The sequence below is a fragment of the Bradyrhizobium sp. USDA 10063 genome, assembly GCF_054063735.1.
In genome coordinates, this window is sequence record NZ_JBSSGP010000002.1 from 2317455 (window position 1) to 2340547 (window position 23093).

Sequence of the window (23093 nt, forward strand, 5' to 3'; positions counted from 1 at the left end):
TGGCTTAGCCGGAACGGCCGATGTAAGATTATCGCTGTCTTTGCAACAAGAGACAAAGAGCGCGTGAAGCGCCGCTTCTGGAGGGAATAGGTGGATTACACGTTGGAGGTGCGCGGGGTGTCGCTGCGCTTTGGTGGCGTCCGTGCGCTGACCGAAGTGAGCTTTGGCGTCAAGCCTGGCGAATTGTTCTCCATTATCGGCCCCAACGGGGCCGGCAAGACCTCGATCGTCAACTGCATTTCCGGCCGCTACAAGCCGACTGAAGGCCAGCTTTTCTATCGCGGCAAGGACATCACGGGCCTTAATCCGAACGCCCGGCCCTCGATCGGCATCGGCCGCACCTTCCAGAATCTCGCGCTGTTCCACCACATGAGCGTGCTCGACAACATCATGGTCGGCCGCCATCACCTCCTGAAGAATAATTTCATCACGGGATCGCTATACTGGCTGACCGGGGCGCGGCGCGAGGAGCTCGATCATCGCCGCAAGGTCGAGGAGATCATCGATTTCCTCGACCTGCAGTCGGTGCGCAAGGCGACCGCCGGCACGCTTCCCTACGGCCTGCGCAAGCGCGTGGAACTCGCCCGCGCGATGGCGCTCGAACCACAACTCATCTTGCTGGACGAGCCGATGGCCGGCATGAACTTCGAAGAGAAGGAGGACATGACGCGGTATATCGTCGATCTCAACGAAGAGTTCGGCATGACCGTCGTGATGATCGAGCACGACATGGGCGTGGTGATGGACATCTCCCACCGCGTCATGGTGCTCGATTTCGGTCGCAAGATCGCCGAGGGCGATCCCGCCACCGTGCTCGCCGATCCCCACGTCAAGCGCGCCTATCTCGGCGAAGAGGACGAGGCGCTGGTCGATCCCGACGACGTGCCGCTGCCGCGGGAGAGCGCGGCATGATGGACTACGCCGGGAGAGCCGCGCGGGCCGACACCTTTCCCAAGATGCTGCGGCTGAATGCCAGGGAGCATGGCCGCGAGATCGCGCTGCGCGAGAAAGATCTTGGTCTGTGGCGTGAATTCACCTGGAACGATTACCAGGCCCGCGTGCGGGAATTCGCGCTCGGCATGATCGAACTGGGACTCGGCGGCGGTGACGTCATAGGCATCATCGGCGACAATCGCCCGGACTGGGTGGCCGCCGAAATCGCCAGCCACGCGATCGGCGCCATGAGTCTCGGGCTTTATCGCGACGTGCTGGATGAGGAAGCGGCCTACCTGCTGAACTACGGCGAGGCGAAGCTCGTATTCGCCGAGGACGAGGAGCAGGTCGACAAGCTCCTGGGGCTGGCCGACCGGGCGCCGCACCTGAAGCACATCGTTTATTCCGATCCGCGCGGCATGCGGAAATATGACGACCCACGCCTGATGGAGGCAAGCAAGCTCGCCGGCCTCGGCCGCGAGCGCGCCGCGCGCGAGCCCGGCCTCTACGACGCGCTGGTCGATGCCACCAATGGCGAAGACGTCGCGATCCTCTGCACGACGTCAGGCACGACAGCCAATCCGAAGCTGGCGATGCTCGCCGCCGGCCGTGTGCTCAAGCACTGCGCGACCTATCTCTCCTTCGACCCGAAGGGACCGGACGACGAATATGTGTCGGTGCTGCCGCTGCCCTGGATCATGGAGCAGGTCTACGCGCTCGGTAAAGGTCTGCTCTGCGGGATGAAGGTGAACTTCGTTGAAGAGCCCGACACCATGATGCACGATTTTCGCGAGATCGCGCCAACCTTCGTGCTGTTCGCGCCGCGGGTGTGGGAGGCGATCGCGGCCGACGTGCGGGCCGGCGTGATGGATTCGTCGCCATTGAAGCAAAGGCTCTACGACGTCGGTATGAAAACGGGGCTTGCCGCGCTCGAGCAGGGCAAGCGCTCGGTGGTCGCAGATCAGCTTCTGTTCCGCGCGCTCCGCGACCGCCTCGGCTTCACGCGGCTGCGCTCGGCGGCGACCGGCGGTGCGGCGCTCGGCCCCGATACTTTCAAATTCTTCCGGGCCATGGGGGTGCCGCTGCGCACGCTCTACGGCCAGACCGAGCTGCTCGGCGCCTATACCCTGCATCCGCCCGGCGCGGTCGATCCCGATACCACGGGGGTCGCGATGGACGAAACGATCGAGATCCGCGTCGACAACCCCGATGTCAACGGCGTCGGCGAGATCGTGGTGCGCCACCCCAACATGTTTTTGGGGTACTACAAGAACCCCGAGGCGTCCGCCGCAGACATCGAGGATGGCTGGATGCGTTCCGGCGATGCCGGCTATTTCAACGACAATCAGCAACTCGTGGTGATTGACCGCATCAAGGATCTCGCCGAGACCTCGCGCGGCGATCGGTTTTCGCCGCAATATATCGAGAACAAGCTGAAGTTCTCGCCCTACATTGCGGAAGCGGTCGTGCTCGGCGCCGGCCGCGACGCGCTCGCCTCCATGATCTGCATCCGCTATTCCATCATCTCGAAATGGGCGGAGAAGAACCGGATCTCGTTCACGACTTACAGCGACCTCTCCTCGCGTCCCGAGGTCTATGCGCTGTTGCGCAGGGAGGTCGAGACCGTGAACGCCTCGCTGCCGCCGGCCCAACGCATCTCCCGCTTCCTGCTCCTTTACAAGGAACTCGATGCCGACGACGGCGAACTGACCCGTACCCGAAAGGTGCGCCGCGGCGTCATCAACGAGAAATACGCCGACATCATCGACGCGATCTATCGCGGCGACGCGAACATTCCGGTCGATACCGTGATCCGCTTCCAGGACGGCACCACCCAGCGCGTGCGGACTACGCTGAAGGTGGTGGATCTGTCGCCTGCGGCGACCGCGGAGGCCGCGGAATGATTCACTCACGTATCGCCGTATGTTCGATCGCCATGCGCGGGCGCGACCCGCGCATCCATCATACTAGAAAGAATCTCTTTGAACGATGGATTGCCGGGTCAAGCCCGGCAATGACGAGTCAGGAATCAACATGAATACCCAGTTCCTGCTCCAGCTCCTGATCAATGGGCTCGTGGTCGGCACGCTCTATGGCGTGGTCGCGATGTCGTTTGTGCTGATCTACAAGGCGACGCAGGTCGTGAACTTCGCGCAAGGCGAGTTGCTACTGATCGGCGCCTGGGTGTGCTGGGCGCTGCTCGCCAAATACCAGGTGCCGTTCTGGTTGGGCATGCCGATCACGCTGGTGTTCATGTTCGTCTTCGGCATCGCAATCCAGATCGTGATCCTGCGGCCAATGATCGGAGAGCCGATCATCTCCGTCATCATGGTGACGATCGGCCTTTCGACGGTGTTCCAGGCCGCGCTGAAATGGATGTTCGGTGTCAACCCGCAGCCGTTCCCGCGCGTGTTCCAGAGCCAATCGGTCAACCTGTTCGGCCTGCAGATCCAGACCGTCTACGTGATGAGCCTCGTGGTCTCGATCGCGATGATGATCGGCATGGCCTGGTTCTTCCGCGCCTCCAAATACGGCCTGGCGATGCGGGCCACCGCCTTCAACCAGCAGGTCGCACAATCGCTCGGCATTTCCGTGAAAAGCGTGTTTGCGATAGCCTGGGCGATCTCGGCGACCGTCTCGGCAGTCGCGGGCGTCGTCGTGGCCGTCGTCAACGGCGTCTCTTCCGGCCTCTCCGCCTACGGCATCAAGGTATTTCCGGCGGCGATCCTGGGTGGTCTCGATTCTGTTGGCGGCGCCGTGCTCGGCGGCATCATCATCGGGCTGCTCGAGAATGTCGCGCAATATGTCGACAGTCAGTACCTGCACTGGGGCAATCTCTACGAGATCGCGCCATTCTACGTCTTGATCATCATCCTGATGATCAAGCCCTACGGCCTATTCGGCACCAAGGATATTGAGCGGGTCTGATCCATGGCGACGCGTTCCCTGATCCCCTCCGGCGACTTCCGCACCACCTATGGGGCGGACACCACGATCTTTCCGACCATCACCAGTCGCAATTTCGCAATCGTCGGCATCCTGCTGGCTTGCCTTGCGCCTTACGTCTTCTCGAATTACTGGCTCAGCATCTCGATCCAGATCGGGATCTTCGCGATCGCGGCCCTCGGCCTCAACGTGCTGGTCGGCTTCACCGGGCAGATCTCGATCGGCCACGCGGCATTCTTCCTGCTTGGCGCCTTCACCTCGGCCTATATCTCGAACAATGCGCCGATTCCGGTGTTCTTCGCGATTCCGCTCGCGGGCGTCGTCACCGCGCTGGTCGGCTTGATCTTCGGCGTGCCGGCCGCGCGGCTGAAAGGGCTTTATCTCGCCATCGCAACGCTCGCCGCACAATACATCCTGCTCGACTTCTTCTCCCGCGCCGAATGGTTTTCCGGCGGCTCGGTGCCGGCGAGCGCCGAGCCGTTCTCGATCTTCGGCTACACGCTTCGCGGCGACCGCCAGTATTTCTATGTCGTGCTGGCCTATGTCGTGGTCAGCTACCTCCTAGTGGATCAGCCATCAGCTGAAGGGCGGCGCCATCGACAGGGCGCTGCAACTCAACAACAACATCACCTTCCTGCGCGAGATCGCGATCGGGCTGATCATCATCGCGTTTCTGATGTTCGAGCCGGACGGGCTCGCGCATCGCTGGCGGCAGATCAAGGCATATTGGAAACTCTACCCGTTCTCGCATTGAGGTTGGAACGGGACGAATTACAATTGGCATCAACGAATAACAGGAGGAAAACACAAATGACGATCAAATCCCTTTTGAGCACCGTCTCTCTTGCGCTGCTGATCGGCGGCGCTTCGGCAGCGGCGCAGGCGCAGATTGCGATCGGCCATCTCGCGGATTATTCCGGCGCGACCTCGGACGTCGGTACGCCATATGGCCAGGCCGTTGCCGACACGTTCGCCTGGATCAACAAGAACGGCGGCATCGGCGGCAAGCAGGTCAACCTCGACACCAACGATTATGGCTACCAAGTGCCGCGCGCAATCGCGCTGTACAAGAAATGGTCAGGCGGAGACAAGGTATCGGCCATCATGGGTTGGGGCACCGCGGATACCGAAGCGCTCACCGGCTTCGTCGCGCAGGACAAAATTCCGTATGTCTCCGCCTCCTACGCGGCAGCACTGACCGACCCCGTGGGGGCCAGCGGCAAGGCAAAGCCTGCGCCCTATAATTTCTTCTACGGCCCAAGCTATTCCGACGCGATGCGCGCGATGCTGACCTGGGCGGCCGAAGACTGGAAAGCCAAGGGCAAGAGCGGCAAGCCCAAGTTTGTGCATATGGGCGGCAACCATCCCTACCCGAACGCGCCGAAGGCTGCCGGCGAAGCGCTCGCGACCGAACTCGGCTTCGAGGTGCTGCCGCCGATCGTGTTCGCGCTGACGCCGGGTGACTACTCGGCGCAATGCCTGAGCCTGAAGAGCTCTGGCGCCAACTACGCCTATCTCGGCAACACGGCGGCTTCGAACATCTCCGTGCTCAAGGCCTGCAAGACCGCCGGCGTCGACGTGCAGTTCCTGGGCAACGTCTGGGGCATGGACGAGAACGCCGCAAAGACCGCAGGCGATGCGGCGGATGGCGTCATCTTCCCGCTGCGCACCGCCGTCAGCTGGGGCGGCAATGCGCCGGGCATGAAGACCGTGATGGAAATCTCCAAGATGTCGGATCCGACTGGTAAGGTCTATCGCCCCGTGCACTATGTCGCTGGCGTCTGCAGCGCCCTGTACACCAAGGAAGCGCTCGACTGGGCGGCCAAGAACGGCGGGGCTACCGGTGAGAACGTCGCAAAAGGCTTTTACCAGAAGAAGGACTGGGTGCCGACCGGCATGGAAGGCGTCTGCAATCCCTCAACCTGGACCGACAAGGATCACCGCGGCACGCTGAAGGTCGACCTCTACCGCACCAAAATTGCCGGCTCGACCGATGGCGATCTCAACGATCTCATGAGCAAGGGCACGATCAAGCTCGAGAAGGTCAAGACTGTGGAGCTGCCGCGCAAGCCCGAATGGCTTGGATGGTGAGGCGCAGTGACGTCAACAACGCTCAGTCGTCATCCCCCGCGAAGGCGGGGGATCCAGTGCGCGGCGGCCTTGCGGTCAAATCGCAAACCGCCTCCGAAATACTGGGTCACCCGCCTTCGCGGGTGACGACGAGAAGGTGATCGCGATGACACAAGCCATCGAAACAACTCACCCGGCGCCCGCCGCGGTCCCCCCGGCGCCTCTCCTCAGTGTCAACAACATCGAGGTGGTCTACGACGACGTCATCCTGGTGCTGCGAGGCCTGAGCCTCGAAGTGCCCAAGGGTTCGATCGTGGCGCTGCTAGGGGCTAACGGTGCGGGCAAGTCGACCACGCTGAAGGCGATCTCGGGGCTGCTCAAGACCGAAGACGGCGAGGTGACGCGCGGCGAGATCATCTTCGACGGCGAGCGCATCAACGGCATCGATCCCGACAAGATCGTCCGCCGCGGCATCTTTCAGGTGATGGAGGGTCGCCGCATCATCGCCGATATGACGTCGCTGGAGAATTTGCGGCTCGGCGCCTTCACCCGCAGCGACAGCGAGGTCAATGCCGACATCGACATGGTCTTCAACTATTTCCCGCGCCTGAAGGAGCGTACGGGGCTGGCCGGATATCTCTCCGGCGGCGAACAGCAGATGCTGGCGATCGGCCGCGCGCTGATGGCGCGCCCGAAGATGATCCTGATGGACGAGCCGTCCATGGGGCTGTCGCCGCTGCTGGTCAAGGAGGTGTTCGCCATCATCAAGGAGATCAACCGCGACCTCGGCGTCACCATCCTCCTGGTCGAGCAGAATGCGCGGGCGGCACTTTCGGTGGCCAGCCACGGCTATATCATGGAACAGGGCAAGGTGGTGCTGGACGGAAGCGCCGACGAATTGCGCGACAACGAGGACGTCAAGGAATTCTACCTCGGCGGCGCCGGCGACCAGCGCAAGAGTTTCAAGAACCTCAAGAGCTTCAAGCGGCGGAAGCGGTGGCTGTGAGCGCAGCCGGGTGCCTATTGCAGCACCTGCTCCGCTTCCGTAACCGCGCAAAGAACATGATAGAACGAAGACGCAGGAATGGTGGCGACCAGCGACGTGCCGTCGTGGTCGAACTGATCGTGCCAGCCGCCCGCAACGGGGTGGCTCAGATAGTGCCGCTCCAGGCGCGCCAATGCGGCACGCGCCTCGTCGGCTGCACCCGCCTCACCGGCTTCGGCCTGCGCAATCCAGGCCTTTGCGATCTCGCTCTGCGGCCAGAGGCGCCGAGAGTGACGTCGGATGCGGCCCTCGACGTCGCCCTCGTCGGTGAGGCAGCCGGTCGCCTGGTCGCGATAACGCAGCGCCGAGGCCAGCAATTCACCGCGATAGCGTCCGGTCGGACAGCCGGTGATGCGCTCAAATCCCTTCAACAGCCAGACCCATTCGGCCAGGTGTCCAGGTTCGACGCTGACCGGCGGAATTTTGGACCAGTCTTCCTCGAAATATTCGCCAAGCACGTGGGTCTGCTTGTCATAGAGATTGGCAAGGAACAGCGCGAAGAACTCGCCGGCGCGTTGCTGGAACGCCAGATCATGCGTTGCGTCGAATACGGCGATCATCGCCTCGAACAAATGCATCTGCGGGTTTTGCCGCCGCGGCAGGGACGCCGGCGCCCCCTCGAGAAAGCCGCCATTCGGCGAGCGCAGATGCGCGTCGAGATAGGCGAGCAGCGCATCGATCTCCGAGCGCACCTGTGCGTCGCGATCAAGTCCATAAACGGTGGCGAGCGCCAGCAGCACGAAGGCGTGGTCGTAGGTGTCGCGCCGCGCGTCGAGCACACCGCCGTCGGCCGTCAACCTGTGGACAAAGCCCGGCCGGCCGTCCGGCGCCTTCGCGTTTGTCAGGAGATGATCGAGCCCCTTCAGCGCGATCTCGCGGCCTTCGGCGTACCAGCCCATCTGCGCGGCTTTGGCGTAGCAGTAGATTTGCCGGGCCTGAACGAACACGCGCCGCGGCGCCAGCCGATCGGCGCGGCCGTCCGGATCGAGCCGGTCGACAAAGCCCCCCGCCGCATCGTCCCAGCCTTCCGTGCCCCACAGCGGAAGGCAGTGATCGATGACGCGACGCTTCAGCCTGCCGACGACGTCGGCATCGGAAGGGTCGCTCGCCGCGGCGGTCTGCATATCTGCCATTGCATTTCCTGGAGCATCGCCAGTTCGGCGAGAAGCCGTCTGATAGCACGTCAAAGGCGGAGCGCAATCGCGCGAACCCGTGAGGATCACCCATGACGGATCACTATGACGCCCGCGAAACCCGCGATCCCGCCCAGCGCGAGGCGGAACTGTTCGCCCGCCTGCCGGACATCCTGCGCCAAGCCATGGCGGCGCCGGCCTATGCCGAGCGCCTTAAAGGCGTCGATCCTGCCACTATCACCAGCCGCGCCGCGCTGGCGCGCTTGCCGGTACTGCGCAAGTCGGAACTCCCGGCCCTGCACAAGGCCGCCCCACCCTTCGGCGGCTTCGTTGCCGGACCGCCGGGATCGTTTGCGCGCCTGTTCACCTCGCCCGGACCGATCTTCGAGCCCGAGGCCGCCCAGGGCGACGCTTGGCGCGGGGCGCGGGCACTGTTCGCGGCAGGCTTTCGTCCGGGCGACGTGGTGCTCAATACCTTCAGCTACCACCTTACCCCCGGCGGCTTCATCTTCGATACCTCCGCCCGCGCGCTTGGCTGCGCCGTGATCCCGGCAGGCCCCGGGAATACCGAGCAGCAATTCGAGCTGATCGAGGCCTACCGGCCGATCGGCTATAGCGGCACGCCGGATTTCCTGAAGATCCTGCTCGATGCGGCCGCGAGCGCCGGACGCGATGTCTCCTCGATCAAGCGCGCGCTGGTGTCGGGGGCGGCCTTTCCGAAATCGCTGCAGGAGGAGATCAAGTCGCGCGGCATCGAGGCCTATCAGGCGTTCGGCACCGCCGATCTGGGGATGGTCGCGTTCGAGACCGAGGCGCGCGACGGCATGGTGGTCAACGAGGACCTGATCCTGGAGATCGTCAGGCCCGGCACCGGCGATCCAGTCGCGCTGGGCGACGTCGGCGAGATCCTGGTCACCTCCCTCGACCCGCACCACCCCTGGATCCGCCTCGCGCTCGGCGACCTCACCGCGGCGCTGCCGGGTGTAAGCCCGTGCGGGCGCACCAATATGCGCATCAAGGGCTGGATGGGGCGCGCCGACCAGACGACCAAGATCAAAGGCATGTTCGTACGGCCTGAACAGATCGCCGAGATCGGCAAACGTCATCCGGAGCTCGGGCGGCTGCGCCTGATCGTCACGCGCTCCGGCGAGACCGACGTGATGACGCTGAAGGCAGAAGCGGCCTCGGCGAGTGCCGCCCTTCAGAGCGAGCTGGCAGCGACCTTGCGGGGCGTGACGAAACTTGGGGGCAATGTCGAACTGGTCGGCGCGGGGGAACTGCCGAACGACGGCAAGGTGATCTCGGACGAAAGGAGTTGATGGAAACTTCAAGGGAATATGGACTTGCGACAAGTTATCAGCAAGAAAACTCCAACTCAGCTACTCTAGCGCCAGGCACCGAGCATCGATGAGGCACTATCAGATGGCTGCGAGAAGACCAGCAGTCTTTTTCGATCGTGATGGAGTGCTGAACGAAGATACGGGCTATGTATTTGAGATCGGCAAGTTGAAATGGATAGAGGGCGCACGTGAGGCAGTAAAAGCCGTCAATGATGCGGGATACTTCGCCTTTGTGATCACCAACCAGTCGGGCGTCGCTAGAGGGCTATACGACGAAACTCAAGTGAACACGTTACATGAGTGGATGGCAGCCGAGTTGGCGAAGATCGGAGCCCGTATAGATGCGTTCGAATATTGCCCATATCATCCTGAAGCGACGATAGAACGCTATCGTCGGATCAGCGACCGACGCAAGCCTGCGCCGGGCATGATAACCGATCTACTGAAGCGCTTCCCGGTTGACATCGACCGGAGCATTCTTGTCGGGGACAAGCCTACCGATCTAGAGGCGGCCCGCGCCGCCGGGCTGAAAGGATACCTGTTTTCAGGTCAGAATTTGGAACGGTTCGTGAAACCGCTGCTGCAATCGAAAGAAGACCAAAGCTGATCGAGATGACGGACGAGACGCCTAGCGGACCTCCATGCGGACCAAGCGTTGGCCCGGCTCATATTTGAGGATGTCCTTCGGGCCAGGATGTCGAACAAGGTCTGAGCCGTCCAGAACATAGAGATCATCGGTATGCTTGCAGCGCCATTCGCCGTGACCGCTTAGCGGCAGATCGATCTTCTCGCCAAACGCGCTCACCCAGCCGACCTGGCGAGCAGGTGTGCCCACCATCATTGACCAGTCCTTCGAACTCTTGGTCAGCGTGGCGCCGGCTGCAAGGAACGTACCTACCCCGCACGTAATGTCGGGAACGACGGTCGAATTTGCGCCGAGCGTCGTACCAGTCTTGACCAACGTCTTCTTGAACACGGCATGACGGTTGACGGCGGCACGCGGGAACGAGATGTGGGTGAACACCATGTATGGTGCACAGAAGACAAAATCCTCAAGCTCGACATGGGAGAAAATCGAGACAGAATTACCAAGCCGACATGCATTACCAACGATAGCGTTGCGCTCAACGTAGGTGTTTTGGCCAAGACTGCAATTTTCGCCTATCACTGCTCCCGGCGCGACATGCGAGAAGTACCAGACCTTGGTAAAACTACCGACCTTCGCACCTTCCTCGACAACCGCGGTCGGATGGATGAATGGTGCACAAGAATCTTCGTCTAACCTCTTCATGCAAATACTCTATGTCCCGCAGGCGTCAGTCCACACACTTTTGGCAAGTTCCTATCGTATATTAGCAAACATCTCGACAAATCAAGGCAGGACAATACCTCTTCGAGATGCCGCAGGAAACTCCGAGCGCGGTCATATTGGGCGTATGGACGCGCCGACGACGTCATGTGCCGAGATGATAGCTCGCCGATGAGCGCGCCGCCATCGAAGGCCTAGGTGCCGCGCGGGCGTCCTGATCGGAACAGGTTTGATCGTGGGACCCAGGGAGCGAACCGCGCCGCACACGAGGTTGACCAACCTGCCCGCATCGAGCGCCTCCCGCGCCTTGATGATCGCGATATTGAGGCGGTTCTGCTTCACCACCGGACAGGTTCGGCTCCTGCTGCGTTTCAGGCACCGATCACATCATCCGGGCGATGGCGCGGCATTCTAGCTTGTCCAAGCCCTTAGATTCGGATACGAAACCCGAGTTTTCATCAGGCGCACGAGGAAAGTGGCCGTTAGCCAGCAGCCCATGCAGTACATTCGATTTGGAGCGCTGATCAGCCTTCATCTGCTTGCCTACTGTCTAACGCTAGTCTTCGTTTCACAGCTCTATCCCCAATATCACGTCTACTTTCGCTGGGATGATTTACCACAGGCGCTAGCCGCAGTGGCGGCATTCTCCCTCGTCTCGGCTGTTTTCGCATCTTCGCAGTTCAGCTTTGGGTACTTCATCGGCTTCTATTTTTACTCCATGATAGCTGGTTATCTCTGGCTGAACTGCTTTTCAGAGTTCAGTTATGACCATCGGCTGGCAGGAATCTCGGCGTACGCTTCTGCAGTTGCCTTTCTTTTGCCTGCGCTGTTTCTGAAGTTACCCCTGAAGCAATTCTGGGCACCCTCTCCCATCGCGTTCGATCGCTTTCTCAGTGCGATTCTGCTAATCGCGGGAGTGACGTTCGCGGCCGGAGCAGCGTATAATTTCAAGCCCGTCAACCTCGAGCGCCTGATCAAACTCGACAATGACATCTCGGCCCTTCGCGACACACTCAAGTTTCCGAGCCTTCTCAGCTATCTCATAGGCATCATCGCGAGCGCAGTACTGCCGTTCGCGTTCGCCTGCTTCGTCGAATATCGCAGGCTTTGGCGGGCTACAGCAGCGTTAGCACTACTGTTCTTCTTGTATCCGATCACCCTAAGCAAGCTCGCGTTGTTTAGTTCGGCTTGGGTTGGACTAATCGCATTGTTGGCCCGATTCATCGAAGCGAGATTGGTCGTCATCATCTCTCTGCTGGTGCCAACTGCGGTCGGCGTTTTGCTAGTTATCCTGTGGAAAATCGATGCAGCGCGGAGTTCAGAGGCGCTGCCATATTTTGCGTTGATCAACTTCCGGATGATCACGTTTCCCTCGCTGGCAATGGACTACTACAACGAGTTCTTCTCCAAGAATGAACTGACTTTGTTTTGCCAGATGAGTTTCTTGAGAGCCCTTGCAAACTGCCCCTATCACGAACCGCTCGGAATTGTGATCTACAAAGCGTTTGGAATTGGCGGGAATTTCAACGCGTCGCTGTTTGCGACCGAGGGGATCGCCTCGGTGGGCGTTTGGCTGGCGCCCACAACGGCTTTTGCTAGCGGGCTCGTGATCGCGCTGGGAAACCGTGTGTCCGCCGGACTGCCGCCGCGCTTTGTGCTTACGTCCGCGGCCTTGCTACCGCAAATTTTCCTCAACGTACCGCTGACTGTTACCATGCTGACCCACGGAGTCCTCGTCTTGTTCCTGCTTTGGTACATTACGCCTCGTGATGCATTTGAGGCGAAATCGAACGCTTCGAACTGAAATTCTGCCATTGAAGCGGTCGAGGCGTCAAACGAACGGATTCGACGGAAAAGCCGCAGCGAGGTTTTTTGAAAGCAAGTCGACGCCCACCGAATGATCGGGCTTGGGCGGTCCCGGCGCATTCATACTGCGCCGCAACAATCTGTAGGCGGGGCTCGCGAGGAAATATCGTGAAAACTCCATCTTGTAGGAGTGGACCCCTTCGAGATGGGCATAACGATTATGGTAGGGAGCCGGCTCGATGAAGTCGTGGATCGCGAGCAACCCACCATCGGCCAGAACCCGGTCAGCCTCTGCGACACAGCGCAGGTGCAGACGAGGGTCAACCAGATAGAGGCAGAAGCCGAAGATCACGAGGTCGAACTGGCCGTCGGCAAACGGCAGCAGATCGGCAGTTCCAACCTCAAGTGATAACGAGGGATACCGGCTTCGGCCATCCGCCACGGCCTTGGAGGATGGCTCGATGCCAAACCCCGTCGCTCCGAACTGCTCGCAAACTCCGGCGACGCGATAGCCGTTGGCACACCCGATCTCGAGCACCATCGTCGGCGAGACGCCGACTTCCTGCAAGGTGGTCAGGACGATATCCTGGCCGGCCCCGTGCAAATGTTCCTGATTGCGCGCATACCACGCGTCTCCCTCGCTTTCGAGGAATACCTCTCGTTGGCTGCGCTCTGTCATCGGCCGGCCCGACGCATCGAATTGCTATAATCAGTCATTCCAACAGTTTGTGCCATTTGCTCGAGGCTTTGCCAAGCTTCGGAAATCGGTGGTGGTCACTCTCTCGGGCGACCGGTCCATCACGGCGTCTGGCCGGGTATGCCGCATTTGAGCGATCGCAATCAAGCTATTCACGCCGCGGCGGTGCCGACGATCAGCGACCGTTATCCTCTTTGGTTCAGTTTTTGATTGGCGCAATCGGCTGGTCTATATAGCCAATATGATCCACGATATGCCGCCAAACACAGGCCAGAGCGCGACACCACGATGCTGATCGTGTTCCGAGCCGACGCCGATACGGCCATTGGAGGGGGCCACGTCATGCGGTGCCTGACGTTGGCAACCGAAATGCAGCAGCGCGGCGCCGACGTTCTCTTCGTGTGCGCCGCAGGGACCGCCGAGACCGTGCCCGCCCTCGCCCGCTCCGGAGTCCGCTGGCTTGAGGCCGACCAACACGACTGGAGCGTGGCCCTCGCGGACGGCAAGCTGGTCGGGACGCAGATTGATCTCGTCGTCGTCGATTCCTATCGGCTCGGCGAGTCATTTGAGCGCTCACTGCGCCGGCATGGGTGCCCGATCCTCGTGATCGACGATGCGCCCGTGCGCCCGCATGATTGCGACCTCCTCCTTGACATGACGCTAGGTCGGAGCGCCGACGACTATGCCGGATTGGTCCCGCAGCATTGTCGCGTACTCGCAGGCGCATCCTATACGCTGCTGCGTAGTGCGTTCGGAGAACTGCGCGCGACTGCGCTGGCGCGGCGACGCGCGGCATCGGAGCTTAAATCGATATATGTCTCGCTCGGGCTCACCGACATCGGAGGTCAGACGGCTGCCATCGCCCGGTCCCTGGTAACGGCGGGCAACTTTTCGCGGATCATTGTGGTGACCGGCCCCACCGCGTCGTCTTTCGACGAGATTGTCGCGCTTCGGAAAGAAGCAGCGCGGATTGAAGTCTATGTCGACCCTCCCGAGATCGCCGAACTGATGGCAAGTGCCGACCTCGCAATCGGAGCGCCCGGCACCTCGAGTTGGGAGCGGTGCTGCCTCGGTCTTCCATCGATCGTGTTCATTGTCGCCGACAACCAGCGCGAGAATGCCCGCGCGCTTGAGAGGGTCGGTGCCGCGCGAATCGTTCCACGCGATTCCAACGGGCCTGAGGCGATTTCGCGGATGCTGCGTGAACTCATCCTTCGGCCCGACGAACTCGCGCGGATGTCACGGCAGGCGGCCGACGTATGCGACGGCAATGGCGCTCGACGCGTCGGCGAGACCATCGATGAACTTGTAGGGCCGGAGCGTGCCGGGCGGCTAACGCTGCGCCGAGCTACTGCGGATGACGCGCGTCGTCTCTGGCTCTGGAGGAACGATCCAGACGCCCGCGCGATGTCCGGCGATAGCCGGCCAGTGCCTTGGGATACCCACACAACATGGCTACACAAGCGGCTCACCGATCCGAACACGCTGATTTTCATCGTCGAAGCCGATGGAAGACCTTGCGGCAACGTGCGTTTTCACATCGAATTGACGGGGACAGCGGTGGTCAGTATTGCAATGGCCCGGAACATTCGCGGTCGGGGATATGGCGCCAATACCTTGGCTTTGGCCTGCCAGGAAGCGTTCAGGCAACGGTTCTGCGAACGCGTCGAGGCGCGAGTGAGACCGGAGAATCTCGCCTCGCAGAGAATCTTCCTGAAGTGTGGCTTTGTGCCGGCCGGCCGGGACGCTGAATTTCTTATCTATCACCTTCCTACGTACGGCGCGGCGGAGGGAAACAGTAGGACGATGGGATAGGCGCGTGTTTTGCAAAGTTGTGCGGCTCGACAGTCGGTCTTGCAGAAGCCTTCAATGTGTTGCGAGAGGTTAATCATGAGCGAGAGCCCGGAGCTCGAGATCGCCGGCCGCAAGATCGGCCGCAATCACCCTCCTTACATCATCGCAGAGTTGTCGGCGAATCATAACGGCCGCCTTGCCAAGGCCCTGGAGTTGATCGAGGCGGCGGCCGCGACCGGCGCGGATGCAATCAAGATCCAGACCTACACAGCCGACACCATGACGATCCCGCACGACGGGCCGGATTTCCAGATCAAGGGCGGGTTGTGGGACGGCTACCAACTCCACCAACTCTACAAGGAGGCCTACACGCCATTCGAGTGGCACGCAGAGATGTTCGCGAAGGCGCGTGAACTCGGGATCACGATTTTTTCGACCCCCTTCGACGAAACCGCCGTCGATCTGCTCGCCGGGCTCGACGCGCCGGCCTACAAGATCGCTTCCTTCGAGGTGACTGACCTGCCGCTCATCAAATATGTCGCCAAGCGCGGCAAGCCGATGATCATCTCGACCGGCATGGCGAATCTCGGCGAAATCCAGGAAGCCGTCGAAACCGCGCGGAGCAATGGCGCTGGCGGCATTGCGCTGCTGCACTGTACCAGCGCCTATCCAGCGCCGATCGAGGAAGCCAACGTTCGGACCGTCAGGCATCTCGGAGAGGCGTTCGGCGTGGTGTCAGGCCTTTCCGATCACGCGCCTGGCTCTGCAGCGTGCGTCGCCTCTACCGTTCTGGGAGGCGCCATCATCGAAAAGCACTTCACGATCTCGCGCAACGACGGCGGGCCTGACGCAGCGTTTTCGCTCGAACCGAATGAATTCAGGAAGCTCGTTGACGATTGCAAGTCGGCATGGGCTTCGCTTGGTAGCGTTGACTACAGTCTGGCTCCGAGCGAGGCCGCCAATACCCGCTTCCGTCGCTCGATTTACGCAGTCAAGCCGATCAAGGCAGGCCAGCCACTCACCTCAGAGAATGTGCGCGTGATCCGACCCGGCTTTGGCCTGCCGCCCAAGCACCTGCCTGACATCATCGGGCGCATGGCCGCGCGTGACATCGCCTATGGTGAAGCGCTAACGTGGTCGGCGATCGCCTGATCGACCTGAGACTCTTCAGCTCCCAAGAAAACCTCCGCGGTCGCCTGGAAAACACATGTCCCTTCGCTACGCCAAATCAGAAGAATTCCTCGAGCGCGCCCGAAAGACGATCCCGCTCGGCGCGCAGACCTTTTCCAAGAGTGTGACGCAGTATCCGTTCGGCGTTTCGCCCTATTTCGTTGCGCGCGGCAAGGGATCGAAGGTCTGGGACGTCGATGGTCACCAGTATATCGATTTCATCAATGGTCTTTGCTCGGTGACACTCGGCTATTCCGATCCCGACGTGAATGCGGCGGTGGCGGCGCAGCTCGAGGACGGTACGATCTTCAGCCTCTCACATCCGCTGGAAACCGAAGTCGCGGAGCTCCTGTGCGAGGTTGTGCCGAGCGCGGAAATGGTACGATTCGGCAAGAATGGATCGGACGCCACGGCGGGCGCCATCCGTATCGCACGCGCTTTCACCGGGCGCGACCACGTGCTGGTCTGCGGCTATCACGGCTGGCAGGACTGGTACATCGGCTCGACTGCGCGCAATAAGGGCGTTCCGCAGGCGACCCGGGACCTCACTCATGGCTTTGCCTACAACGACCTGCCGGCGCTCGAGAAAGCACTCGCCGAACACAAGGGCCAGGTCGCAGCCGTCATCATGGAGCCGATGAACGTTGTCGCGCCCGCACCAGGCTATCTCGAAAGCGTCAAGGCGCTGACCCACGCTGCCGGCGCCTTGCTGGTGTTCGACGAGACGATCACCGGTTTCCGCTATGCGCTCGGCGGTGCACAGGAGTTGTTCGGCGTAACCCCTGATCTCACGACGCTCGGCAAGGGCATCGCCAACGGCTTCCCGCTGTCGGCCGTGTGCGGCCGCGGCGACGTAATGCGCGAGATGGAGGAAGTCTTCTTTTCATTCACGATGGGCGGCGAAACGCTTTCTCTGGCGGCCGCCAAAGCAACGATCGGGAAGTTGCGGCGCGAACCCGTGATCGCGGCCATGAACGAACGCGGCTCGCGCATTCTCGCCGAGGTGCCGAAGCTGATCGCCAAGCACGGCATCGGACATTTCGCTTCCGTCAGCGGTCACCCGACCTGGTCGTTCCTGATCTTCAAGGATATTGACGGAACCAACGCCTTCGAGATCAAGACGCTCTGGATGCAGGAGATGATGGAGCGCGGGCTGTTGTCGTTCGGCACGCACAACCTCAGCTACTCGCACAGCGAGGCGGACGTCGATGCGCTCCTCGCCGCGTATGAAGCGATCTTCCCGATCTTGCGACAGGCGGTCGACAATCGTGCCATCCGCCAATACCTCAAATGCGAGCCGTTGGAGCCGCTATTCCGAGTTCGCTGATGGCGGCGCGGGACGATATCGCGACCTCCCCCGCGTCCAGGATCGGACTGGGCACGGTGCAGTTCGGCACGGCCTACGGCGTATCAAACATCGCCGGACAGGTCCCGGCGGCGGAAGTCGCGGCGATCCTCCGCTCCGCACATGCGGCCGGAATTCGCGTGCTCGACACGGCCGCAAGCTACGGCACTGCGGAAGAGATCCTGGGCGCCGCGCTCGCCCCCCATCAGGACTTCGCAATCGTGACCAAGGCGCTGCCGCTCAGCCACGGCCTTGAAGAGGTCGAGCGACGGGCGCGGCGATCGCTCGATCTGCTCGGACGGAGACCTGCCGACGCCATTTTGATTCACGCGGCGGGTGATCTTGCTGGCCCTGACGGGCCGCGCCTGTGGGCGCTACTCGAGCGGCTGCGCGACGAAGGCCTGTACAGGCGCATTGGTATCTCGGCCTACTTCGCCGACGGGCCGCTCGAGCTCGCCCGGCAGTACCGCCCCGACCTGATGCAGCTGCCCTTCAGCATTCTTGATCAGCGGCTGCGGCAGAACGGAGAGCTCGCCCTGCTGAAGCAGCTCGGTATCGAGATTCACGTCCGCTCGGTCTTCCTGCAAGGATTGCTCTTCATGGATCCCGCCCGGCTGCCGCCGCGGCTTGCCCACGCCGGACCGGCACTTGCGAACACCCAGGCTCGCATCAGGCAGGCAGGCCTGCGACCAATCGAGGCGGCGGTCGGCTTCGTGCTCGCGCAGGATCACGTCGATGTCGCGGTTGTGGGTGTCACCAGCGCCGACGAACTCGCCGAGATCGTCGCCGCATCGGCGACGCGTGTCCGCGATCTTGATTGGCGGGCTTGCGCGATCGACGACCCAGTCACACTCACCCCGTCACTCTGGGAGCCGGACCGCAATCGATGATCCTCGCCATCCTCCAGGCCCGCATGTCCTCGACCCGGCTTCCCGGCAAAGTGCTCAAGTCCATTCTGGGTCGCCCGATGCTCGCCTGGCAAATCGACCGCATCCGCCGCTCGAAGACCATTGACCGGCTCGTCGTCGCCACCAGCCAGGAACCATCCGACGATCCCATCGAAAGCTTCTGCGACGCTAACGAGGTCGCCTGCTATCGCGGCGCGCTGCATGACGTGCTGGCCCGCTTTCACGGCGCGGCAACAGCCTTCGGCCCGGCCGAACACGTGATCCGGCTGACTGGCGACTGCCCGCTGATCGACTGGACGATCATAGACGCCGCGGTCGAGCTACAGCTGCGCGCCGGGTCGGACCTCGCAGGCAACGGCATCGAACGCACCTATCCTGACGGTCTGGACGTCGAAGTCGTCTCGTTTTCGGCGCTCGACCGGGCCCATCGCGAGGCGACCGATCTGGGCGCGAGGGAGCACGTGACGCAGTACATCTACAGCCACCCGGAAACATTCCGCCTCGCGCATTTGACGCAGACGCCAGACCTTGGCGCGCTGCGCTGGACGGTCGATACGCCGGCGGATTTCGAGATGGTCGAGAGGGTGTTTGCGGGATTGGCCGGGCGCAACAACGATTTTCTCCAGCAAGACGTGCTCCACTTTCTCGAACAACATCCTGACATCGCCGCAATCAATGCGCCGTGAGGGCCACCAATCCAGTGCGCTTTTCCAAGCAACCCAAAGGTGACGCGCGCAAATCTCGCCAGCCGCTTTCCCTTGCAATACTCGCCTGAACTGACTAATACCGGTCGAAATTTTCAACAATTCCGAATTGTAACCATGCTCGACAAGAAGGCCATTCTGATCACGGGCGGCACCGGCTCGTTCGGCACCGAGTTCGTCAAGGTCCTCTTGCGGGATCACAATCTTCGGAAAATCATCGTCTATTCACGCGACGAGTACAAGCAGGCCATGATGGCACAGGCGATGCCCGACAGCCGCCTGCGCTTCTTCATCGGTGATGTGCGCGATCTCGACCGCTTGAATATGGCGATGCGCGAGGTCGACCTCGTGGTTCACGCGGCGGCCATGAAGCACGTCCCGATCGCAGAATACAACCCCATGGAGTGCGTCAAAACCAACGTCTTCGGCGCCGAGAACGTGGTGCAGGCGGCGATCGCGAACCGTGTTCCCAAGGTCGTCGCGCTGTCGACGGACAAGGCTTGCAACCCGGTGAACCTCTATGGCGCCACCAAGCTGGCCTCGGACAAGATTTTCGTCGCGTCCAACAACCTGTCCGGCAACACCGGGACCAAGTTCGCAGTAGTTCGCTACGGTAACGTGGTCGGATCCCGCGGATCGGTCGTCCCGTATTTCCGCGAGCTCATTGGCAAGGGAAGCGACCATCTGCCGATCACCGATCCGCGCATGACGCGGTTCTGGATCACGCTCGACCAGGGCGTGGACTTCGTGCTCTCGAGCGCCAGGATGATGCAGGGCGGCGAATTGTTCGTCCCGAAGATCAAGTCGATGTGCATTGTCGATCTGGCCAAGGCGATGGCTCCAGATCGTCCGCACAAGGTCGTGGGCATCCGGCCAGGCGAAAAGCTTCACGAGGTGATGATCACCGAGGACGACGCGCGCTTCACGATCGAGCTCGAGGATCGCTACATCGTGCAGCCGGCGCTGGCGTGGTGGAGCTACAAGGGATATGGGGACATCGGCCAGCCCGTCCCCGAGGACTTCCGTTACGCCAGCGACACCAATCCCGAGTGGCTCGACGCGGCGGCGCTGAAGGCCATGCTCGACAAATCCGCGAGCCTCCATGGCTAGGGCTTCAATCCCCTATGGTCGCCAGATCATCGACGACGAGGATATCGCCTCGGTAACCGACACGCTGCGCTCGGCGTGGCTGACGACGGGCCCCAGGGTCGGCGACTTCGAGCGGGCGTTCGCTGAGTTTTGTGGCGCAAGGGAAGGAGTTGCCGTCAACAGCGGAACCGCAGCGCTTCACGCCGCCATGCGCGCCTTGAAGATCGGTCCCGGCGATGAAGTGATCGTTCCGGCGATCACATTTGCGGCTTCATCGAATGCGGTGGTCTATGAAGGCGGTACGCCAGTATTCGCTGACGTGGAGCCTGAAACGCTGCTGATCGATCCTGCATCCGTCGCCGAGAGGATCACGGAGCGGACCCGCGCCATCGTCGCGGTCGACTACGGCGGGCAGCCAGCCGACTACGATGCACTGCGCGCGCTCGCCACCGGCCGCGGGATCAAGCTCGTCGCCGACGCGTGTCACGCTCCCGGGGCAACCTACAAGGGCCGCAAGGTCGGAACGATCGCGGATCTCTCCGCCTTCTCATTCCATCCCGTGAAGCACCTTACGACCTGCGAAGGCGGCATGGTGTTGACTGACGATTCCGAAATGGCCGCGCACATGCGCCGCTTCCGCAATCACGGAATCGATTCTGACCACAGGTCGAGGGAGAAGACCGGAACCTTCTCCTATGACATGGTCGAGCTCGGCTACAACTACCGACTTCCGGACGTACAATGCGCCCTCGGGATCGCGCAGCTGAAGCGCTTGCCGCTGTGGCTGGACAGGCGTCAGGCCATCGCGGCCCGCTACCACGAGATGTTCGCCGACATACCCTTTGTCCGTCCGCTTGCGACGCATCCGGACAGAACTAACGCCTACCATCTCTATGTGATCCGCCTCGACCTCGGCCAGCTCAAGGTGGACCGACGCCGCGCCTTCGATCATCTCAGGGCGGCCGCCATCGGCGCGAACGTGCATTACACACCCGTCTATCATCTCAGCTTCTATCGCGAACGGTTTGGCCATCAGCCCGGTCTCTGCCCTCACGCCGAGGCGGTCTACCGGGAAATTCTGACTCTGCCGATGTTCCCCGCGCTGTCCGAGGCTGACCAGGACTACGTCGTCAGCACCGTGGCCGGACTGAAGCATCTTTGCTGAGTCCATTCGCCGCCCCCTCTCGATCTTTCGGCCGAGATGGACTGGCAACCGCCGCTCGCGGGCGATTCAGACTTCCGGAATCCGAAGCGCCACAGCGGGTTGACCACTCTGCGATGGTTTTGCACAAAGCGGGATCTCGACTAGTGCTATCCAGAAAATGCAGGGCCAGAAATTTGATACCAGCGAGGTCACCGGTCCCGTGGCAACGATGACAAAGAGGAACGGCGCCAAAACGGTCAGGAAGCCGCTGGCGCCGCTAAACATCGATTCAATGCCGGTACGAAAACAAATGCCGACGACAGCGGCAAGCACGAGCGCCAGGACAGCACCAAAATCGACATAGAAAGCGCCAGGAAGAGCGACATACGTCCCGTAGTTCGGCAAATTCTTTGCCATGTCGTAGCGCATGTCGGTACCGGTAAGCTTGCTCAGGATCTGCCCGACCTGCGAAAACTGGTAAAGACCGACCGCGTGCTTCAAGTTGTTCGACTGGAAGATGCGGTCGAATTCGCTGATGCCTTGGGTAAGGTAAATCCAGGCCATGGCCCGGCCATAGCTTGCTCCAACATCACGAGCAGACGAGAGTTCGATATTCAAGACGGATGCATACTGCAAATAAACGTCGGTGAAGGGATTGGCATTGTGCAGCTGCTCCGTCCCAACCTTCTGCTCAACCGCCTTTGCAGCCGGGGCATTTGCAACTTCTTTCAGCCGATCGAAAGCTTGCGCAGACTGGACACCGCGAGAAACAAACACAAGATCATTGTAGGCCGATACCCCCATCGACAGCAGCAGCAGCAGTGCGACAGGAGCGATATGCGTTGACCGTACCGCTAAGATGTTCACGCGGCCATTTTGACCGACATCAGAAACAAGGAAGCCTATGCTCGCAAAGAACGACGCCAGCAGGGTTGCCGAAAAGAAGAGCCGACCGCCCTCAAATTTCGCCTGGTAGATAAAGACTGCCACGGTTGAGGCGAGCAGCGCCGCGAGGGACAACCACGAAACAGCCCGCCATCTCGAACAGGTGACGATCCACGCTACGGCAATTGCAGAAACGAGGAAGCGGCCTAGTCCTCCCAACCATGAGCCGACGTAACCTGCGTTTGCCTGTTCAACCACGAGCGAGCGCAAAACCGTCGCCGGAACATCGAAGCCAAAACCGCGGACAACTGCGAAATTATAGGTCATGATCCCTGCGCCTATCGCCGCGGCGCATGAGAGAATGATTATCCAGAAGTTCGCTTGCCAGGCCGCCTGTCCGGTGGCAGGCTGTTTACCTTCGGATCGAACGCGGAACGGGAAGAAAAAACCCAGGAAGAACGCGACATACCATCCGAAAAAGAAGGCCCAGGCGCCGAGGCTGACAGGGGCCCACGTACCGTAAGCGGTCAAGTAGCGAAGCCCCAGCACCAACGCCATCGGAAAAAGCAGAGCTCCGACGACCAGCATCATCAACCAGCGATAGCTGACGCAAAGAGTTGGCATGGTGCTCCACGATTGATATTGCAGTGCCGTCGCTGGTATTATCACCAAATACGTCGAAAATCGTGATCGCACGCGTCTTCGCGACAGGCGGCCTACGGTGGTCGATGCGCGCACTTGCCGTGGCACATTCAGCCACAGAAAGTATCGCTAA

At 61.3% G+C, this 23093-nt stretch carries 19 protein-coding genes and 1 pseudogene; 16 read left to right on the forward strand and 4 right to left on the reverse strand.

Annotation, left to right across the window (positions count from 1 at the left end):
• Positions 1-90: 90 nt before the first annotated feature.
• From ACVJGD_RS13395 to ACVJGD_RS13420, 6 genes and pseudogenes are all read left to right on the forward strand, one after another.
• Positions 91-912 carry an ABC transporter ATP-binding protein gene (locus ACVJGD_RS13395; protein ID WP_456634775.1) on the forward strand — a complete coding sequence of 274 codons (822 nt, stop codon included), beginning with the start codon at positions 91-93 and terminating at the stop codon, positions 910-912.
• A complete protein-coding gene (locus tag ACVJGD_RS13400; protein ID WP_456634776.1) occupies positions 909-2837 on the forward strand; it encodes an AMP-binding protein in 1929 nt (642 codons plus the stop codon). The genes ACVJGD_RS13395 and ACVJGD_RS13400 overlap by 4 nt, the downstream gene beginning before the upstream one ends.
• Positions 2838-2967: 130 nt before the next feature.
• Positions 2968-3861 (forward strand): branched-chain amino acid ABC transporter permease, encoded by an 894-nt coding sequence (locus tag ACVJGD_RS13405; RefSeq protein WP_456634777.1) that lies wholly within the window; start codon positions 2968-2970, stop codon positions 3859-3861.
• Positions 3862-3864: 3 nt separating this feature from the next.
• A pseudogene (locus ACVJGD_RS13410) lies at positions 3865-4633 on the forward strand (branched-chain amino acid ABC transporter permease).
• Positions 4634-4689: 56 nt separating this feature from the next.
• Positions 4690-5970 carry an ABC transporter substrate-binding protein gene (locus ACVJGD_RS13415; RefSeq protein WP_456634778.1) on the forward strand — a complete coding sequence of 427 codons (1281 nt, stop codon included), beginning with the start codon at positions 4690-4692 and terminating at the stop codon, positions 5968-5970.
• Positions 5971-6115: 145 nt separating this feature from the next.
• A complete protein-coding gene (locus ACVJGD_RS13420) occupies positions 6116-6955 on the forward strand; it encodes an ABC transporter ATP-binding protein (protein WP_456634779.1) in 840 nt (279 codons plus the stop codon).
• A gap of 14 nt (positions 6956-6969) precedes the next feature.
• Here the strand turns inward: ACVJGD_RS13420 and ACVJGD_RS13425 are convergent, their stop codons facing one another.
• On the reverse strand, positions 6970-8118 hold the full coding sequence (locus tag ACVJGD_RS13425) for an AGE family epimerase/isomerase (RefSeq protein ID WP_456640248.1): 1149 nt from the start codon (positions 8116-8118) through the stop codon (positions 6970-6972).
• Between the two features lie 101 nt (positions 8119-8219).
• On the opposite strand from ACVJGD_RS13425, the gene ACVJGD_RS13430 reads away from it, so the two are divergent.
• Together ACVJGD_RS13430 and ACVJGD_RS13435 are read left to right on the forward strand one after the other, a co-directional pair.
• Positions 8220-9446 (forward strand): phenylacetate--CoA ligase family protein, encoded by a 1227-nt coding sequence (locus ACVJGD_RS13430; RefSeq protein WP_456634780.1) that lies wholly within the window; start codon positions 8220-8222, stop codon positions 9444-9446.
• A gap of 88 nt (positions 9447-9534) precedes the next feature.
• Positions 9535-10074: a D-glycero-alpha-D-manno-heptose-1,7-bisphosphate 7-phosphatase gene (locus ACVJGD_RS13435; protein WP_456634781.1), complete on the forward strand. Its 540-nt coding sequence runs from the start codon at positions 9535-9537 to the stop codon at positions 10072-10074.
• 21 nt (positions 10075-10095) lie between these two features.
• On the opposite strand, the gene ACVJGD_RS13440 is transcribed toward ACVJGD_RS13435, so the two are convergent.
• Positions 10096-10758: an N-acetyltransferase gene (locus ACVJGD_RS13440; RefSeq protein WP_456634782.1), complete on the reverse strand. Its 663-nt coding sequence runs from the start codon at positions 10756-10758 to the stop codon at positions 10096-10098.
• A 493-nt stretch (positions 10759-11251) separates the two neighbouring features.
• Between ACVJGD_RS13440 and ACVJGD_RS13445 the strand changes: the two genes are divergently transcribed.
• A complete protein-coding gene (locus tag ACVJGD_RS13445) occupies positions 11252-12580 on the forward strand; it encodes a hypothetical protein (protein WP_456634783.1) in 1329 nt (442 codons plus the stop codon).
• A 27-nt stretch (positions 12581-12607) separates the two neighbouring features.
• On the opposite strand, the gene ACVJGD_RS13450 is transcribed toward ACVJGD_RS13445, so the two are convergent.
• Positions 12608-13261, reverse strand: coding sequence for a class I SAM-dependent methyltransferase (locus ACVJGD_RS13450; protein ID WP_456634784.1), 654 nt, complete (start codon positions 13259-13261; stop codon positions 12608-12610).
• A 306-nt stretch (positions 13262-13567) separates the two neighbouring features.
• Here ACVJGD_RS13450 and pseG point away from each other — a divergent pair, with 306 nt between their 5' ends.
• The 7 genes from pseG to pseC all read left to right on the forward strand — a co-directional run bounded on the left by pseG (position 13568) and on the right by pseC (position 21454).
• Positions 13568-15094 carry a UDP-2,4-diacetamido-2,4,6-trideoxy-beta-L-altropyranose hydrolase gene (gene pseG, locus ACVJGD_RS13455; RefSeq protein WP_456634785.1) on the forward strand — a complete coding sequence of 509 codons (1527 nt, stop codon included), beginning with the start codon at positions 13568-13570 and terminating at the stop codon, positions 15092-15094.
• Positions 15095-15169: 75 nt separating this feature from the next.
• Positions 15170-16225, forward strand: a complete 1056-nt coding sequence (gene pseI, locus ACVJGD_RS13460; RefSeq protein ID WP_456634786.1) for a pseudaminic acid synthase — start codon at positions 15170-15172, stop codon at positions 16223-16225.
• A 55-nt stretch (positions 16226-16280) separates the two neighbouring features.
• Positions 16281-17570 carry an aminotransferase class III-fold pyridoxal phosphate-dependent enzyme gene (locus tag ACVJGD_RS13465; RefSeq protein ID WP_456634787.1) on the forward strand — a complete coding sequence of 430 codons (1290 nt, stop codon included), beginning with the start codon at positions 16281-16283 and terminating at the stop codon, positions 17568-17570.
• Positions 17570-18478 (forward strand): aldo/keto reductase, encoded by a 909-nt coding sequence (locus ACVJGD_RS13470; protein WP_456634788.1) that lies wholly within the window; start codon positions 17570-17572, stop codon positions 18476-18478. The genes ACVJGD_RS13465 and ACVJGD_RS13470 overlap by 1 nt, the downstream gene beginning before the upstream one ends.
• On the forward strand, positions 18475-19182 hold the full coding sequence (locus tag ACVJGD_RS13475; RefSeq protein ID WP_456634789.1) for a cytidylyltransferase domain-containing protein: 708 nt from the start codon (positions 18475-18477) through the stop codon (positions 19180-19182). The genes ACVJGD_RS13470 and ACVJGD_RS13475 overlap by 4 nt, the downstream gene beginning before the upstream one ends.
• 135 nt (positions 19183-19317) lie before the next feature.
• Positions 19318-20310: a UDP-N-acetylglucosamine 4,6-dehydratase (inverting) gene (gene pseB, locus ACVJGD_RS13480; protein ID WP_456634790.1), complete on the forward strand. Its 993-nt coding sequence runs from the start codon at positions 19318-19320 to the stop codon at positions 20308-20310.
• Complete coding sequence (pseC, locus tag ACVJGD_RS13485; RefSeq protein ID WP_456634791.1) at positions 20303-21454, forward strand: UDP-4-amino-4,6-dideoxy-N-acetyl-beta-L-altrosamine transaminase; 1152 nt, start codon at positions 20303-20305, stop codon at positions 21452-21454. The genes pseB and pseC overlap by 8 nt, the downstream gene beginning before the upstream one ends.
• Before the next feature lie 66 nt (positions 21455-21520).
• On the opposite strand, the gene ACVJGD_RS13490 is transcribed toward pseC, so the two are convergent.
• Positions 21521-22909, reverse strand: a complete 1389-nt coding sequence (locus tag ACVJGD_RS13490) for a hypothetical protein (RefSeq protein ID WP_456634792.1) — start codon at positions 22907-22909, stop codon at positions 21521-21523.
• Between the last annotated feature and the right edge of the window lie 184 nt (positions 22910-23093).